This is a genomic window from Nitrosomonas sp. (assembly GCA_031316255.1).
Classification (GTDB): Bacteria; Pseudomonadota; Gammaproteobacteria; order Burkholderiales; family Nitrosomonadaceae; genus Nitrosomonas.
Genome location: JALDQW010000001.1, coordinates 371,373 through 387,442, shown reverse-complemented (window position 1 = coordinate 387,442; position 16,070 = coordinate 371,373). Strand labels below are relative to the sequence as shown.

At 47.6% G+C, this 16,070-nt stretch carries 16 protein-coding genes and 1 pseudogene; 5 read left to right on the top strand and 12 right to left on the bottom strand.

The features are described from left to right. Positions 1 to 270 precede the first annotated feature (270 nt). Positions 271 to 1,041, top strand: a complete 771-nt coding sequence (locus MRK00_01860) for a carbonic anhydrase (protein ID MDR4516131.1) — start codon at positions 271 to 273, stop codon at positions 1,039 to 1,041. A 500-nt stretch (positions 1,042 to 1,541) separates the two neighbouring features. Here MRK00_01860 and MRK00_01855 read toward each other — a convergent pair whose 3' ends face one another. The 6 genes and pseudogenes from MRK00_01855 to MRK00_01830 all read right to left on the bottom strand — a co-directional run bounded on the left by MRK00_01855 (position 1,542) and on the right by MRK00_01830 (position 6,540). Next, positions 1,542 to 1,850 carry a type II toxin-antitoxin system MqsA family antitoxin gene (locus tag MRK00_01855; GenBank protein ID MDR4516130.1) on the bottom strand — a complete coding sequence of 103 codons (309 nt, stop codon included), beginning with the start codon at positions 1,848 to 1,850 and terminating at the stop codon, positions 1,542 to 1,544. 70 nt (positions 1,851 to 1,920) lie between these two features. Further along, positions 1,921 to 2,619, bottom strand: a pseudogene (locus MRK00_01850) (IS6 family transposase). A gap of 117 nt (positions 2,620 to 2,736) precedes the next feature. Further along, positions 2,737 to 3,936 (bottom strand): ISNCY family transposase, encoded by a 1,200-nt coding sequence (locus MRK00_01845; GenBank protein MDR4516129.1) that lies wholly within the window; start codon positions 3,934 to 3,936, stop codon positions 2,737 to 2,739. Positions 3,937 to 4,045: 109 nt separating this feature from the next. Then, a complete protein-coding gene (trpC, locus tag MRK00_01840) occupies positions 4,046 to 4,906 on the bottom strand; it encodes an indole-3-glycerol phosphate synthase TrpC (GenBank protein ID MDR4516128.1) in 861 nt (286 codons plus the stop codon). A 13-nt stretch (positions 4,907 to 4,919) separates the two neighbouring features. Then, positions 4,920 to 5,954, bottom strand: a complete 1,035-nt coding sequence (gene trpD, locus MRK00_01835) for an anthranilate phosphoribosyltransferase (GenBank protein MDR4516127.1) — start codon at positions 5,952 to 5,954, stop codon at positions 4,920 to 4,922. A gap of 13 nt (positions 5,955 to 5,967) precedes the next feature. Continuing rightward, positions 5,968 to 6,540, bottom strand: a complete 573-nt coding sequence (locus MRK00_01830; GenBank protein ID MDR4516126.1) for an aminodeoxychorismate/anthranilate synthase component II — start codon at positions 6,538 to 6,540, stop codon at positions 5,968 to 5,970. 313 nt (positions 6,541 to 6,853) lie between these two features. Here MRK00_01830 and MRK00_01825 point away from each other — a divergent pair, with 313 nt between their 5' ends. Both MRK00_01825 and MRK00_01820 read left to right on the top strand, forming a co-directional pair. Next, the gene (locus tag MRK00_01825) at positions 6,854 to 7,774 is read left to right on the top strand and encodes a sulfotransferase domain-containing protein (protein MDR4516125.1); all 921 of its coding nucleotides are present in this window, start codon (positions 6,854 to 6,856) and stop codon (positions 7,772 to 7,774) included. Positions 7,775 to 7,812: 38 nt separating this feature from the next. After that, positions 7,813 to 8,235, top strand: coding sequence for an acyl-CoA thioesterase (locus MRK00_01820; GenBank protein MDR4516124.1), 423 nt, complete (start codon positions 7,813 to 7,815; stop codon positions 8,233 to 8,235). Between the two features lie 17 nt (positions 8,236 to 8,252). Here MRK00_01820 and MRK00_01815 read toward each other — a convergent pair whose 3' ends face one another. The 4 genes from MRK00_01815 to ampD all read right to left on the bottom strand — a co-directional run bounded on the left by MRK00_01815 (position 8,253) and on the right by ampD (position 12,001). Continuing rightward, positions 8,253 to 9,575, bottom strand: coding sequence for a Glu/Leu/Phe/Val dehydrogenase (locus tag MRK00_01815; protein ID MDR4516123.1), 1,323 nt, complete (start codon positions 9,573 to 9,575; stop codon positions 8,253 to 8,255). Positions 9,576 to 9,805: 230 nt separating this feature from the next. After that, positions 9,806 to 10,042, bottom strand: a complete 237-nt coding sequence (locus tag MRK00_01810; GenBank protein ID MDR4516122.1) for a BrnA antitoxin family protein — start codon at positions 10,040 to 10,042, stop codon at positions 9,806 to 9,808. A gap of 609 nt (positions 10,043 to 10,651) precedes the next feature. Then, positions 10,652 to 11,107 carry a hypothetical protein gene (locus MRK00_01805; GenBank protein MDR4516121.1) on the bottom strand — a complete coding sequence of 152 codons (456 nt, stop codon included), beginning with the start codon at positions 11,105 to 11,107 and terminating at the stop codon, positions 10,652 to 10,654. A 324-nt stretch (positions 11,108 to 11,431) separates the two neighbouring features. Then, on the bottom strand, positions 11,432 to 12,001 hold the full coding sequence (gene ampD / locus MRK00_01800) for a 1,6-anhydro-N-acetylmuramyl-L-alanine amidase AmpD (GenBank protein ID MDR4516120.1): 570 nt from the start codon (positions 11,999 to 12,001) through the stop codon (positions 11,432 to 11,434). Positions 12,002 to 12,077: 76 nt separating this feature from the next. On the opposite strand from ampD, the gene tmk reads away from it, so the two are divergent. After that, a complete protein-coding gene (tmk, locus tag MRK00_01795) occupies positions 12,078 to 12,710 on the top strand; it encodes a dTMP kinase (protein ID MDR4516119.1) in 633 nt (210 codons plus the stop codon). Further along, entirely contained in the window at positions 12,707 to 13,804 is a 1,098-nt protein-coding gene (gene holB / locus MRK00_01790) for a DNA polymerase III subunit delta' (protein MDR4516118.1), read from the top strand. The genes tmk and holB overlap by 4 nt, the downstream gene beginning before the upstream one ends. A 44-nt stretch (positions 13,805 to 13,848) precedes the next feature. Here the strand turns inward: holB and MRK00_01785 are convergent, their stop codons facing one another. Together MRK00_01785 and MRK00_01780 are read right to left on the bottom strand one after the other, a co-directional pair. Next, positions 13,849 to 14,913 (bottom strand): metal-dependent hydrolase, encoded by a 1,065-nt coding sequence (locus tag MRK00_01785; GenBank protein ID MDR4516117.1) that lies wholly within the window; start codon positions 14,911 to 14,913, stop codon positions 13,849 to 13,851. Between the two features lie 3 nt (positions 14,914 to 14,916). Continuing rightward, the gene (locus MRK00_01780; protein MDR4516116.1) at positions 14,917 to 15,666 is read right to left on the bottom strand and encodes a TetR/AcrR family transcriptional regulator; all 750 of its coding nucleotides are present in this window, start codon (positions 15,664 to 15,666) and stop codon (positions 14,917 to 14,919) included. Between the last annotated feature and the right edge of the window lie 404 nt (positions 15,667 to 16,070).

Sequence of the window (16,070 nt, the reverse complement as noted above, 5' to 3'; positions counted from 1 at the left end):
GAAACCTTAAGTGAGGTTTTGTGCTTATTGGCATGAATCTAGCTGAAATGAGTATTCAGTTTGGTTGCAAGTTAAAACCTGTAAGTGAAGATACCTTTACTTACTATAAAAGAGCTAAATTAGAAACGTATGATGCTATTCTTTAGCAGTGACGGATAAGACATTTGTAGTTTGGTATAATCGTGCTTAAAAGAGGTAATCTTAAAACCTAATTCTGTTTATTTTAAAGAAATTTTTATGGTTAATTTTTATAAATTGAACAATGCTTTAATGTTGAAGCATAAAATAATTTTTTTTGGCTTAGGATTGCTGCTGTTATATAGCGTCAATTTATCAGCCGATGCATCATCCTTGGTTAGTAAAACCGAGAAAGAGCAGTTGAGGGAGATTGTGAGGCATGTACTCGAATCCAATGAAGTCTTTGTGGAAAGACTGCCAAAAGATTATTTCAAGGATTTGATTCACGGACAAAAACCAATTGCAACTATGGTTACATGCGCTGATTCTCGGTTGCATACACACGCACTTGATATTCATCCTGACGGCGATATCTTTCTGGTACGTAATATCGGCAATCAGGTTACTACTTCCGAGGGCTCGATTGAGTACGGTGTACGGCATTTGCATACCCCGGTATTATTTATTATCGGACATTCGTCTTGTGGCGCGGTCGAAGCAGCAATGTCCAGACCCTCGAATCTTGAGCCATCGATTTGGCGCGAGCTTGAAACAATCAAGGTTGCAGGCAATAGAGCGGATGACCATGTTGAAGTTAAAGTAAGCGTGGAAACAAATGTTCACCATCAGGTCGCATCGGCACTGAAAAAATACGAAAAGGAAGTAGAAGACGGTCATTTAACCGTTTTTGGCGGTGTATATGACTTCCGTAATGATTATGGCCGTGGCAGTGGCCGCCTGGTAATCATTAATGTTAACGGGGAAACCAATCCCTTTGAAATTGAGAAGATGAGGCTGTATGACTTCAAGAAAAGCTCCAACAAGCACGAGCAGAATAAAGGACTGGTTACCGTTCACCATTAGGAATCGCAAATCTGTTTCTGTCCCTTTCGTTTGACGGTGCCTCAATAGTCACTCCATTGTTTGCTTATAGCAAGCCTTGGAGAGTATCCAGTAACACAGAGCAGCTCGATGGAAACAATGGGTTATTGCTATCACCTCTTATCGCTAAGCTATTTGACCAAGGCTGTATTTCTTTTTAGCTAATGGTGATTTAATTTTTACAAATAATGAAGTGGTTATAATGTTGAACCTCTGGGGAATAAATCTGCCTATAAATGTAGAAAGTTTTAGTAATAAGCAGATTGAATATCTTCAGTATCACAATCAAAATGTTTACAAGGGTTAACGGATTACTCAAAAGGAGCACGTTTAAATTCGCCTACTAGTTCAAGTTTTAAAAATTAATCCTCCACTATCTAGTCGGCCGCTTCGGGTTGAAAGCTGACTGTACTATTTATTTGTGCTTTTGGTCGAAATACCAGGCCGTGCGTAAGATCATATAAATAGATTATTGGCGAGAATTACATCGCTATTTCCTTTAATACATCGGGGTGACGCTCCGCGATTTCGATAAGTTTCTTAGCTGCGCCACTCGGTTTACGGCGGCCTTGTTCCCATTCCTGTAATGTTCTAACGGATACACCCAGAAGCTGGGCAAATTCAGCCTGAGAAAGTCCTGATTTTTTGCGTGCGGATATGACAGGAGACATGACAACACGTCCTTTTCCGGCTTTCATCTGACGGACAGATTCCAGTAATTCTGCGCCTATGTCTCGATTTTTTTCAAACTCTTCCAGTTCTTTGTCAGTCAATGGTTTTTTCGATTTCATGCTTTATTTCCTTTAAAAGGTATTGCCAAGTTAACTTTCCGGTACGACCGAAACACTGTGATTGCAGGCTTTAAGCTACTGTTACTTTTTTCCAAGACGCAAAAGCACATTGTCTTAAATCCCGATAATCACTGGCAGATACCAGATGACGGCCAAGATTAAATAGATTGTACACAGCAGCATGGACCCCCAAGAATCGCTGCGCCTGCACCATCGATTTGAACTGGCGCATACCTCGTTCTCATACCCGAGTTGGCTGGTGCGAAAGCTCAGCGCGATTGTTGGCGTATTGAGAAGTATCGTGAATTGTGTCGGGGACAAGTTCTCGGTGGGCAACGCCATAGCTTCTCAACTTATCAGTGACGATTTTCCTCGGTTCATCTTGGTGTTTCTTGAGAAACCGTTTGAAGAATCGCTTGGCAGCTTTTCCATCCCGACGCGCCTGAAGCAATATATCGACCACTTCACCGTCTTGATCCACCGCACGCCACAAATACATTTGTTTACCTCGAATCTTTACGAATACTTCATCAAGGAAAAACGTATCACCGTACCCTTGATGACGATTCTTCAGCTTCCTGGCATAAACCATGCCAAATTTGTTGCACCATAAACGAATCGATTCATGGGTTACAGTTATCCCCCTTTCAGCCAACAAATCTTCTATATCACGATGACTTAAATTAAAACGATGATAAAGCCATACTGTGTATTGAATGATTTCTGCTGGAAATCTGTAGCGTTTGTATAGTGCCGTTGTATTCTTCATCCCGTAATTATCACTCAGGTGAAGTTAATTTGGTGTTGTCAACAAATAGAATTGTCCGGTTTTATAGCAAATAAACTGTCCGCTTTGCAATTAAACGCAGTGAACTCCTCTCGATGTTCATTGCGAAGCTGTGGCGGCGGATTTACGCAACAGCTTTTCATCATGTTTTATTTCCTGGCCTGCTTTATCGTACTGGGCAATTTTCCGCGGCCCATGCAAGATCGCTAACTTGCCGTCGGGATAGCGCAGTACTGTCACCTTGGCCTTCACGTAATGACACCGATGTTGATTGGCAGGAATTTGCAGCTTCAAGTTGTTGAAGCTGACGCAATTGTCATGACCCACGACACGCTCATGACGCTCGCACAGGAAATCCTCAATTTCTCCACCGATCCAGGGTACAAATGCTGATCCATCTACCGCAGCAGGCTGCTTGAATTCATCGTTAAAAGCAGGCATATAGACTTCCTGCAGATAACGGTTTGCCGTTTCCATGTCGGCGATGCCTGCCAGCGCCAGTTCCTTGGGTAAACGTTCTTGATGGGTGCGGAACATGCGCTCACTGCGTCCACGCGCCTGTGGCGAGTAGGCCGCGATCATTTCAATTCCGAGCCGCTTCATGGCTTGTCCAAACTGCGTAAGATTATGTTTGTCTACTTTGCCACCAGCCTCTGGTGTATGCCAGTAGTGACTGCCTCGGTCTGAATAAAAGGAACAGAACAATCCTTGCTTCTCTATCACCGCCTGAACGCCTCTGAAGCTGCTGGCAGTGCCTTCTTCCTGAACAAAAAACATCGAGTAATGTTCACTGGTTGCATCGTCCATAGTGACGATTAAATCCCATTTCTGATTGGCTACCCATTCATGGGTGCTGCCATCCTGATGAATCATCATTCCGGTCAGTGGTGAGCGTTCACGACGTTTTCGATGCGCGCCACGCTTTGATGTACGTTTGATCAACCCAGCTTCTTGTAACCGGCTCTTAACCCACGTATAACTGCGTGTGCCACCGTCCTTGCAATACCATGCATGAAAATGCCTGGCATTCCAGCCAGAATAACGGTTGCGATACTGTTCCGTTAAACGCATCACTTCATCCACTGGCGCACAGCGGTGCGATGCCTGGGTCAGCCGCTTGTCCAATAACGCATCCAGACCACCTTCGTCGTATTTGTTCATGTAGCGCCGAAATGTGCGATCACATACACCAAGCAGCTTTGCTGCTTCGTCTTGCGTGATACTCCCACTTTTATAATTCCCATAGGCTTCCTCAAATCTCATCTTCCGTGTCTCCTGTAGCCATTCTGTCCGTTTCATCCTTGTCCCTCCTGGGACTAAGATAATCCGGACAAATCATTTGCTACATACCCGGACAGTTTATTTGTTCTCTACAGTGAAGTTAATTTGGCAGTACCAAACTAAAGAGTTAGTGACCAAACAACCGGGCAAGTTCAGCACCCGGGTCTTCGGCGCGCATAAAGGCTTCGCCGACCAGGAAGGTGTTGACATTGTTTTGACGCATTAATGCGACATCATCAGGTGTGTGAATGCCGCTTTCAGTGACGATGATGCGCCCTTCGGGTATTTTTTCCAGGAGGTGCAAGGTTGTGTCGAGGCGTGTTTCAAAGGTGCGCAGATTGCGATTGTTGATGCCGATCAACGGTGTTTTTAACTGGAGGGCCAGCGCCAGTTCTTCGGCATCGTGCACTTCCACCAACACCGACATGCCGAGTTCGTATGCCAGCACTTCAAGTTTGCGCATATACTCGAGCGGATTTTGGTCAAGATTTTCTGCGCCAAAATCGTTTTCCATGGTGAAAGAAGCAACAATCAGTAAAATACAGTCCGCGCCCATTGCGCGTGCTTCGGCAACCTGGTACTCATCCATAATGAAGTCCTTGCGGATGACGGGCAATTGACAGGCGTTGCGTGCCTGCTGCAGGTATTCCGGGGTGCCCATAAAATAGTCCCGGTCGGTCAGTACCGATAAGCATGCAGCACCATGTTTTTCGTAAGATTTGGCAATGTCGGATGGCGTGAAACTCAGATGAGGGGCATGCTTGGCTTTGGGGCCGCGCAAAACGCCTTTACTTGGACTGGCCTGTTTGATTTCTGCAATCACGGCTGGCGCTTCAGCGATCAATTTGTTTTGAATTGCGGCGACGAAATCGCGGGTGGGCGTTGCGGATTCTGCTTCTGCCATCAGTGCTGTAAATGGTTTTTCAGCTTTGGCGGCGGCTATTTCCTGAACTTTGGTGGTAAGAATCTTTTTTAAAATATCTGACATGCTGTTTCTTCGGTTAAGCGGTTATCGGATTTTGATTGGAAAATGCGATCAGTTCATGCATTTTTTGCAAAGCTGCTCCGCTTTCAATTGCGCGCTGTGCGGAATAAACACCGCGTTCAAGCGAATTCGCTATGCCGGAGACGTAAATGGCTGCGCCGGCATTCAATAAGACGATATCGCGCGCCGGTCCCTTTCTGTTTTCCAAAACGGAAACCAGCATTGTTTTTGCCTGATCGCTGTCACTGACTTGTATTGACGAAATGGGTGCGGATTGCAGGCCGAAATCTTCGGGTTTTACCGCATATTCGGTTACCTGTCCTTGTTTCAGTTCCCCGACACGGGTTTCCCCGCTGATTGTGATTTCATCCAGGCCATCGTCCACGCCGTTGACTATCATGACATGTTCGCTGCCAAGTTGCTGCAAGACATGCGCGAGCTGTGAGACCAGTTTGGCGTCGAACACACCCAGAACCTGGTTTTTTGCGCCGGCCGGGTTGGTCAGCGGGCCGAGAATATTGAAAATGGTTTTGATGCCCAGTTCGCGCCGAACCGGGGCGGCATGTTTCATGGCACTATGATAATTGGGCGCAAACATAAAACCAACGCCGATTTTACGGATACTGTCGGCGACTTGTTCCGGTGTTTGATTCAAGTTGACGCCAAGTGCTTCAAGTACATCCGCGCTGCCTGATTTGCTCGAAACGGAACGCCCGCCATGTTTGGCCACACGAACGCCAGCCGCTGCGCTGACAAAAGCGGCTGCGGTGGAAATGTTGAAAGTATGCGCCGTATCGCCGCCTGTGCCGCAGGTGTCAACCAAATGTTGACAGTCGCCCACATTAACCGGGGTGGCAAATTCGCGCATGACTGTTGCAGCAGCGGTTATTTCGCCAATGGTTTCTTTTTTGACACGCAACCCAGTGATGATTGCGGAAATCAGAATGGGAGAGACTTCTCCCTGCATGATTTGACGCATGAGTGACAACATGTCGTCGTGCTGAATTTCTTCATGAGCGATAATTTTGTTTAAAGCTTCTTGCAGTTTCATAGAATGGGTTTAATCAATGTTGCGTTTGCGTTAAAAAATTTCTCAGTATGTCATGACCATGTTCGCTCAATATCGATTCGGGGTGGAACTGAATGCCTTCGATCATTAAAGTTTTATGTTTTACGCCCATAATTTCGTCATCTTCGGTCCAGGCGGTTATTTCCAGACAATCCGGGAGTGTAGCCCGGTCTATGACGAGCGAATGGTAACGCGTTGCCGTTAAGGGATTGGGCAAATCGCGGAAAACACCTGTGTTTTTATGATAAATAGGTGAGGTTTTGCCATGCATGAGTTTTTTTGCATGGATAATTTTTCCGCCGAATGCCTGGCCTATACTTTGATGGCCCAGGCAAACGCCAAGCACAGGCGTTTTTTCACAGAATTGTTGAATGACCGATAAAGAAATGCCCGCTTCATTCGGCGTGCAGGGGCCGGGCGAGATAACAATGCGATCCGGGGACAATTGAGAAATCCTGTCCACGGTAATTTCATCATTACGGTATACCTCAACGTCTTCACCGAGTTCCGAAAAATATTGCACCAAGTTGTAGGTAAAAGAATCGTAATTATCAATCATTAATAACATGTTTTTTAACTTTATATTTATAGATATTATTATGTGTGAATTATAATCGCTGGCTCGGCTCTACTGTTTTATCCTGTTGAACAGGCAGATTTTAGCAGTTCGACCGGTATTTATGGTGTTGATTTTTAGTGTGAATGAAAAAATTACTAGCAATCATTCAGTAGTGGCTGGAAAATCAAGACTGTTACGCAAATGGTATTATGTTGCGATAAAACTTATTTTTATCCGGAGTGTCAGTATCAGATTAATCGTATCTTAATCGCAGTAGTTCTTTGGAATTACCGCTGAATGAATTTTTTAACAGGTCATATAAATGTCGAATCTACCGCAACGCACGCATATATATCAGAATCACCATATGGACAGTACACGCTGGGATTATTTTGAACCCCGGGATAATGATATTGTTATTGCCACATCGTATAAGGCGGGCACAACATGGACGCAGGCCATTGTTGCGCATTTGCTTTATCCAGATGGCGACTTTCCCGCAGCGCCGTTTGAAATGTCGCCCTGGCTGGATATGCGTATTTTTCCGCTTGAAGTGGTGCTGAATAAATTGAAAGCCCAGCAGCACCGCCGGTTTATCAAAACCCATCTACCATTGGACGGACTGGTTTACAATGAAAATATTAAATATCTCTACATCGCCCGCGATGCGCGTGACGTTTTTATGTCGCTATGGAATCATTATCGGGGGATGAAAGATGAAGCATTCCTGTTAATGAACAATCTGCCGGGCCGGGAAGGTGACGAACTGCCGCCTTCCCCGGAAGATATTCATGTGTTCTGGAAAAACTGGATAACGCGCGGCGCGTTTGCATGGGAAAGTGATGGCTGGCCGTACTGGTCGCATCTGTCAAACGTTCAGTCCTGGTGGAATTTCCGCCATTTGCCTAATATCGAATTGTTTCATTATGGTGATATGCTGGCGGATACCGAAGGCGAAATCCGCCGCATGGCCGCATTTCTTGAGATAGAAGTGCCTGACAATGCCTGGGAGGGTATCGTCAAGGCTGTATCTTTTGCCGAGATGAAACAGCAGGGTGAATTATATGCGCCGGGGGGTGGACAGCTCTGGAAGGGTGGGGCGAATACCTTTATGCACAAAGGTACTAACGAGCGCTGGCGTGATGTGCTTGCCGATGATGAGTTGGCGCAGTACGACGCGGCTTGTGACAGGGCGCTGACCGCTGAATGCAGGCAATGGCTTGAACATGGCGGCCGGATTTGACGCGCTGAAATTACACCAAATTGTGCGAATCTTTCGATATGAATGATACCGCAAGCGACCCGGCGCTTCATGTTCCCTTGCCGGAAGGGCAGCCGGTATTGCGCATGGTGCCGATGCCGTCGGATACCAATCATGCCGGTGATATTTTCGGCGGCTGGATCATGTCGCAGGTCGATATTGCAGGCAGTATTTCCGCGATCCGGCGTGCGCGCGGACGGATCGCGACAGTGGCCGTCAATTCGTTTGTGTTCAAGCAACCTGTGATGGTCGGCGACCTTGTCAGTTTTTATGCCGATATCCTTAAAGTGGGGCGTACTTCAATTACCGTCAATGTGACTGTTTATGCGCAGCGCGGCGTGCGTGAAGGCGGCGAAGAAATCTGCATTAAAGTGACGGAAGCGGTATTGACCTATGTGGCCATCGATGACAACCGGCGGCCCAGAGTCATGCCGGAAGCCTGATGACTATTATGAAACGATCAAGGCCAGATGCCGCGCATCAGGGTCGCATTCGCAACACGCTCGATGGCGGTCGCTAAAGCCACTGTGCGAAAATCCGGGCAACCGAGTGGTTCACCGGTAATTTTATCCAGGCATTTTTCCTCGCCAACGACAAAACCCTGCCAGCGTTTGAATACCGTATCCACACAATCATACATTTTCCGGTTCAGCTTGCCGTTGACTGTTTCCAGGTCCCATTGTTCGTTGGCGTGATTTTGCACCCATTCAAAATAGCTGACCGCCACGCCGCCAGCATTGGCAATGATATCCGGGATCAAATAGACGCCGTTTTTGTGCAGGATTTCGTCGGCGGTCGGTGTTGTCGGATTATTGGCGGCTTCGACAATCAGTCTGGCTTTGATTTTGTGGGCGTTGCCCGCATGAATCTGGTTGCTGACTGCTGCGGGAATCAGGATGTCGCAATCCAGTTCGATCAGTTCTTCGTTGGTCAGGGTCATGGTGTCCGGTACGCCAACCAGGCTACCATGTTCTTTTTTGAATTGCAGGACTTCATCCAGGTTAAGGCCGGATTCGGCATAAATACAGCCGCTGCTATCGCTTAACGCCACAATCCTGGCGCCTCTCCGGCAGAATTCCTGCGCCGCAACCTGGCCGACATTGCCAAATCCCTGAATGGCAACGCGCGTTCCCGCAATTTCGGCAATTTCCGGAATAAGCTGTTTCGACAGAAAGCGTTCAGTGACATACAGACAGCCGAGGCCGGTCGCTTCCTTGCGGCCGAATGATCCGCCCAGTTCGATGGGTTTGCCGGTTACCACCGGAAGATTGTTGCGACCCGGATTCAATACATCGTAGGTGTCATAAATCCAGGCCATGGTTTGTTCGTTGGTATACATATCGGGCGCGGGAATATCGGTATACGGCCCGATCACTTCCAGCAATTCGGAAGTAAACCGCCGGGTAATGCGCCGCAACTCGTTCTGGCTGAGTGCCTTGACATCACAACAAACCCCGCCCTTGGCGCCGCCGAATGGAATATTGATCAATGCACATTTCCAGGTCATCAGCTTGGCCAGAGAAATGACTTCTTCTTCGGTGACCTCCGGGTGATACCGTATCCCGCCCTTTCCCGGCCCAAAAACAAGGTTATGAATCACGCGGTAACAGCGGAATGTTCGCACCGAGCAGTCATCCATTTCAATGGGAAAATGAATAATATGAACCCGCTTGGGTTGCTTCAGAAAATCAACCAGCCCGCTTTGCAAATGATGGATATACTGACGCGCCCGGTCAAACTGCTGCTCGCTGATAATCAGCGGATCGAGAATTTCTTCGGCCATGGTGAGTATCGTACTGACATGTGTTGATGATTTTATGCATCATATCATGTTGATTATTGCGGTATCGATACACAGCAAAAGGTTGCTGCAAAGCCAGTGGTTTTTTATTTGTACAGAAGCTGGTGGGTTAATGAGAACAGCAAATATCGATTTATTAAGATCGTGTTATTACGCGGATATCATGTCTATTTTTATGAGCTGGATGCGATATCTTCTGGGCTGTACACAACTTATTTGTTAACGGACGACTGTGCCTCAAGGCGCTCTGCCAGCCATATTTTGATAATTGCCTGACGTGTAACGCCCAAACGACTTGCTTCTTTATCCAGGGATTCAATCATCCAGGCGGGAAAATCTACATTAACTCGCCTGTGCGCTCGAAGCGGCCGCTGTGCTTTTGAAAGATCAAGTGTAGCGATGATATCTTTATCATTATAAAAATCAGAATCAAATTTCTTGGCTTTCATATATTGCGACCTCTTCAACGCGTGATCGACGAACAGAAATGATCCGAATGCTATGACCTCTCGGTGGTTTCAATCAAATCGGAATCTTTCCAGAGCGCCTGAGCATCGACAAAATTGATACCATGCTTTTTCTGGTTGTTCAGACTTTTTCGCTCATCATTTTCAAAAATGAACATAGTATAAAAATTATACCATTATCCTATTGATGAGAATTGCAGTAGCTACTCTATTTGCTCAAGGGTCATTGGATTGGTGGGGTGATTGGAATGTATTGTTTACAGCGATGAAGTTGGTAGATTTAATCTTGACTACTTTTCTAGCCCTGGCCCCTGTGTCGGACGAGCGTCTCATTCTTGGACAAAAACTATAAATTATAGCCCCACATTTCGTGCGCATTTCGGAAGGTTGAATGTGGCTCTTTCTCAATCAAATATCGGCGCCATCCCGTACGACACTCCGGATGATGCAGGAGGGCGGGGATGGCATTCAAGTCTAGCTAACCAGACTCCAGCCGCTGATCCCATGAGCCACATTTCCATCCGATTTCAAGATTAACTTATGGTTTTATGGCGTCATCCTGCAAAATACGATGATAGGCCCCAGGATTTCCTATTGTGGTATTTCGCAGATTGTATTGTTTCTATCTTCTACGCAGGTGCCTCCAAAACCCACAATACTTTTAACCATGTCATCGCAAGCGGGGCCAAACTCATGAGGACAGACAAAAACTGAATTTTGTGCGCGCGGTACTTCATCAATCAGTACCAACTCATAAGAAGAACTCGATCTTTGTAATTTGAAATTTTTGTTTCCTGGATTAGCTGGCCAGCCATTAATACACGCATCCAAGTCTTCTGGTTCGGCGGTAGTTAAACAAAACTTGAACCATGGGTCGTCTAATGGGCCAACGGTATTGCTTTTACTTACAATTTCTTTTGATAACAATGGTTCTGCGTTAACCATTGCAGCTGGCTGCAGAAAAAACAGGGTGATTAACAGTGTAGTCATAAAACCAGCAAATGTTTTTGAAATTTTAGTAGAGGTGTTTTTTAAAATTAATCTCATGATATGTCTCCTGAATTGATTAAAATAAAAACGCTTCTTGAATTATCGAAGCATGCAAACAATATAAATTTTTTATCATAATTAATCTGTGGCAAATAACACCTAAGTCAACATAAAACAAAATCAGCGCACAAAAAGGGGTTACGCACAAAAAGCAAAAAGGAGGCTTGTATTGCTACAAAAGTATGTTCAGGATCAGGTCGCGAAAACCAATGAAAGGAATTTGTGGCTGTTCAATGGGATTTCATACTCCGGTGATAAACCTGGCGATTGTCTAAATGTCGACGAATACCCGTGCATACAAGCAGTTTTGTTGATAGATTTTCAGCGTGGGCTGAAACAATCATTGTTTCCAACCAACTGTGCATATTTCAACCAGTTAAAGGTTGGCCCGGGGTCTGTTTTTCGTCCCGGCGCAATATCTGCATGCCCGGCGATGTCCGTGATCGGATAGTGCTTCTGCAGGCAACGGGTCAAAGCGGTTAATGCGCTATACTGCGCGTCGGTGAACGGCGTTGAATCGCTGCCTTCGAGTTCGATGCCGATGGAAAAGTCATTGCATTGATCTTTGCCGCGCCAGCATGAAGCGCCTGCATGCCAGGCACGCTTGCTGCAGGGGACGAATTGAATGATTTCGCCTTCGCGGCGGATGAAAAAATGACAGGATACTTTCAGGCTGGCGATGGTCGCGTAATACGGGTGTGTTTCCGGATCGAGCCGGTTGGTGAACAATTCAATCACGCCATCGCCGCAAAATTCATCGGGCGGCAGGCTGATGCTGTGAATGACCAGCAGGGTGATTTCAACACCTTCTGGACGGTCGTCGCAGTTGGGAGAAACAATAAACCGGAAGCTGTTGTCTCGGTGAAGACAGCCGTCAGCATCAATTTTCATGGAATGGTTTAAACTAATCCGTGTATGATCATAGAAATTTGATTGCATGATACCCGATAACAACACATACTCCAATTTGAGATCAGGCAGATTTATTACGCTCGAAGGCATAGACGGCGCCGGCAAGTCTACGCAACTTGAATTTCTTGCCACGGCGTTACGCGCCAGAGGTTTAACGGTTATTGTGACCCGGGAACCGGGCGGCACGCCGCTCGGTGAACGATTGCGGGACTTGTTGCTCGACCAGTCGTCCGCCATGCATCCGGAAACGGAAACGTTGCTGATGTTCGCAGCCCGGCGCGAGCATATCGACAAAGTGATTATGCCGGCGCTGGTTGACGGCAGTTGGGTAATCTCGGACCGCTTTACCGATGCGAGTTTTGCCTATCAGGGCGGCGGAAGGGGACTGGCTTGGGAGAAATTGGCGCTATTGGAACAGTGGGTGCAGGATACGCTGCAACCCGATTTAACCTTTTATTTTGATGTGCCGGTCGAGCTGGGCAGGGAGCGTGTCAGTACGGTGAAAACGCTCGACCGTTTTGAACGGGAACAGCAGGATTTTTTTCAGCGGGTGCGTGACGCTTATCTGGCGCGTGCGCAGCAATTTCCCGCGCGTATCCAGGTTATCGACGCCCGTCAATCCGTTAACGCAGTCAAGGCGGCGGTTGAAAAAGCACTTGAGCCGTTGTTTTCGCAGGATTCGCGATGAGTCAGCAACTGGTCTGGCAACAGCAAATCTGGCAAAAATTAATGCACAACCGGGCATTCCGGGGACATGCGTTGTTGCTCAAGGGCAAAAAAGGTATCGGCAAATTCACATTTGCCCGGTTGATGGCCAAATCGTTACTCTGTCTGAATCCAGGCGCAGGAAATACCGCATGTGAAAACTGTGCCAGTTGCAGCTGGTTTGAGCAGCGCACGCATCCCGATTTTAGGGTGCTTCTGCCGGAGGCGTTGTCTGAAGCGCTGAATGTGCAGACGAGTTCTGTTGATCATTCGCTGCATGAAACGGGCGACCAACAAGCTGCTGCGAACAAAACGGCAAAGAAACCCGGTCAACAGATCGGCATCGATCAGATCCGCAAATTGAATGAACTGGTATATCTATCCGGCCACCAGCACGGTTATAAAATTGTACTGATTTATCCTGCAGAAACGATGAATACAGCAGCGGCCAGTGCGTTATTAAAAAAACTGGAAGAACCGCCTGAAAACACTTTGTTTATTCTGGTTTCGCATCAGCCTCAACGGTTGCTGCCGACGATACGAAGCCGTTGCCAGCAAATTGCCATGCCGGTACCGGATACGGCGACGGCAAGCCAGTGGCTTGAACAGCAATTGCAGCAGACCGGGTGCAGTGAACCGAAAGATGGCCTGATGTTACTGGCGTTGTCCGGTTTTTCGCCGCTGTCTGCGCTGTCGTTTCAGGATAAAATATTGCAACACCGGAAATTTATAGAAGAAATCAGCACGCCACAGCGTTTTGACCCGCTGACAATGGCTGAAATGGTGCAGAATCAGGATTTGGCTGTGACAGTCGATTGGCTGCAGAAATGGTGTTACGATCTCGTGTGTTTCCATGCTGCCGGGAAAGTGCGCTATCACGCGCATCTGGAAACACGTATTCAGCGCATTTGCGGGCAGTTGAATCGACAGGCATGCATGGCGTATCTCCGGTTCTTGAATACGCGCCAGCCATTGTCCCGTCATCCGGTCAACGCTCGCCTGTTTCTCGAGGAAATTTTTATCCATTACGGCAAACTGCTCACCGCTTCATCGACCTTTCCCGTTTTTGCAGATTGAGTTGCCAGACTAAGCTGCGATTGGCAAACCGGCTGACTACGAATTTAATCGATATAAAACAATCCCCGGTGACGCATCATTTGCCAGTCTGATTCATTATTCTGGCGGCATATTCCAAATATGAAAGACGGCGGCAGTACCGGGAATTTGAAACGCAGGTCATAAAACCAGTAGCACAGTGCGTCGTCAGCCTGGTCAATGCGTTCCAGTAACGGGAACTGGGCAAATGTGCGGAAAGGTTCAAACGCCGGGTGCAACCAGGCTTGCCGTATGTCAGACGCGTGTGCTGAGTCTGTCCCGAATTGGTTTAACAACTGCCAGCTTTTCTCTGAGACCGGACGATAGGCCGCAGCCATTTGTGGCAACAACCACAGATCTGCATCGTTCTGTCGTGGATCGTCTTTTTTGATGAGATTGACGCGCGCGATATGGTAATTTTCATTTTGCCGGATGATGATTTTCCAGTGAAAGGGCGATAACGGCTGTGGCAACACGCTGATGCGCGCATGAGGCAGGGTGCGGGCATAGGTATTAGCGATGCCGACGGCGTGCGAATGCAACATCCATAAAAAGAAAACATATCCCGTCAATCCGGTCAGCGCGACTATTGCAGCGGTTTTTTTGTCCGGATAAAACCATGAAGCCAGCAGACCCGCGATAATGATCAGGCTGAACCAGGGATCGATGACAAAAGCCAGTGACAGTGAATAGCGTTCGGTTGAAAGCGGCGCAAACAGCATGAGTCCGTACGACGTGATTAAATCTCCGGCAATGTGAATGGCCAGACCCAGACATGCCGGTAAAAAAAATTGCCGCCATGAATATTCACGGAATAACCATGCGCACAGATATGCGATCAGCAACGCCCATAACGGCAGCATCAACAGCGAATGCGTCGGACCCTGGTGCCAGTTCAAATAGGTCAGGGTATCGATTAGGCGTAACGCAAAATCGATGTCTGGGAAAGCCGCCGCAGCAAAGCCGGTGGCAACCTGCAAACGCACCGGTAAACGGGGCGTGCCATGCGGGTGTGAACATTGACGCTGCTTTGCGGGCGCCGCCGCCCTTGCCAGCAGCGCGCCGCTCAACGCATGCGTGAGCGGATCCATTGTCTAGCCGGATTTCGAGTGCATCTGGACTGTTGCATTTTCGGCTGGCGTGTTGGCTGGTTCGACGGATACGGTTCGATCCGTATTCATGCTGTTCACGGCCATTTCCGGGATCGGTTTGGGTTTTTCCGGTGATGCGGGTTCAGTTGATGGACGGGTTTTTTTCTGCGTCTGAGCGAATACCGTATGATCGAGTATTTCCGCCATTTGTAATTGATACGTCAGAAATGAGCGTGTGCGTTGCGATTGATCCGATTCGTCAAACATCCAGTGGGTAAATGTCGCCAGATAGAGCGTAGTCAGCGCTGTTTCTTCCAGCGCGCGGCGTAAAAAAGTGGCGTCACGCTGTGCTGCTTCACGCATCCACTGTACCGTGCGGCTGATGCGCATAATGGCGGGTATCTGGATATGAATATGGCCGGGTTCGAGCTTGGCGCCTATCATCTGCCGCGTTACGGCGCGATGCGCAGCCATCGCGTCAAGCCATGTCATGATTAACCGGTGCAACTGTTTTTGCGTACACAAGGAAAGAAATTCTTCCTGCTCGGCCACTTTGAGCATAGCGCCGTCGGCACGGTCAAACCAGGCGTCGATCAGCTCTTCCTTCTCGCGAAAATAGCATCGGATGTCGTCCAATGTGATATTCAGTTCAGCAGCAATATCAAAAAACCTGACCGCCTCCCAGGACGAATGCTCGGCGATTTCTACCGCCTTGTCGACAATGGCTTCGCGAATGTCGCAATAATCGGTCATGGCTTGGTTCTCCTAAAAAAAGATGCTGTCAACCAACTTGACAGGGGGTGTTCGTGAACAGAAACAATTCACTCTTTCTTTGTTAATACCCTCTTGTGACTATAGCATAAACGCTGGTGTAATGAATGTTCGGCGGCTGTGTTTAGTACGCTTTCAACTTGATATTGCCGGGTACAGCTACTGTGGTGTTATGCAACAGGGTGCACAGTACACAGGGAAGGGTTATTCCCCATACAAGTGCTGTAACGCGGTTGCAGGTTGCCACGGTATCGTTCTGTGGGTGAGCTTTTCAACGCCCATGGACTACGTTTTGTCTTTGATAGCATGCGATTTTGGTCTTCGATCTTTTTCCAAATGAGCCTAAAGTTCGCTTATACTATCTATTCACTATTGTATTCATATAT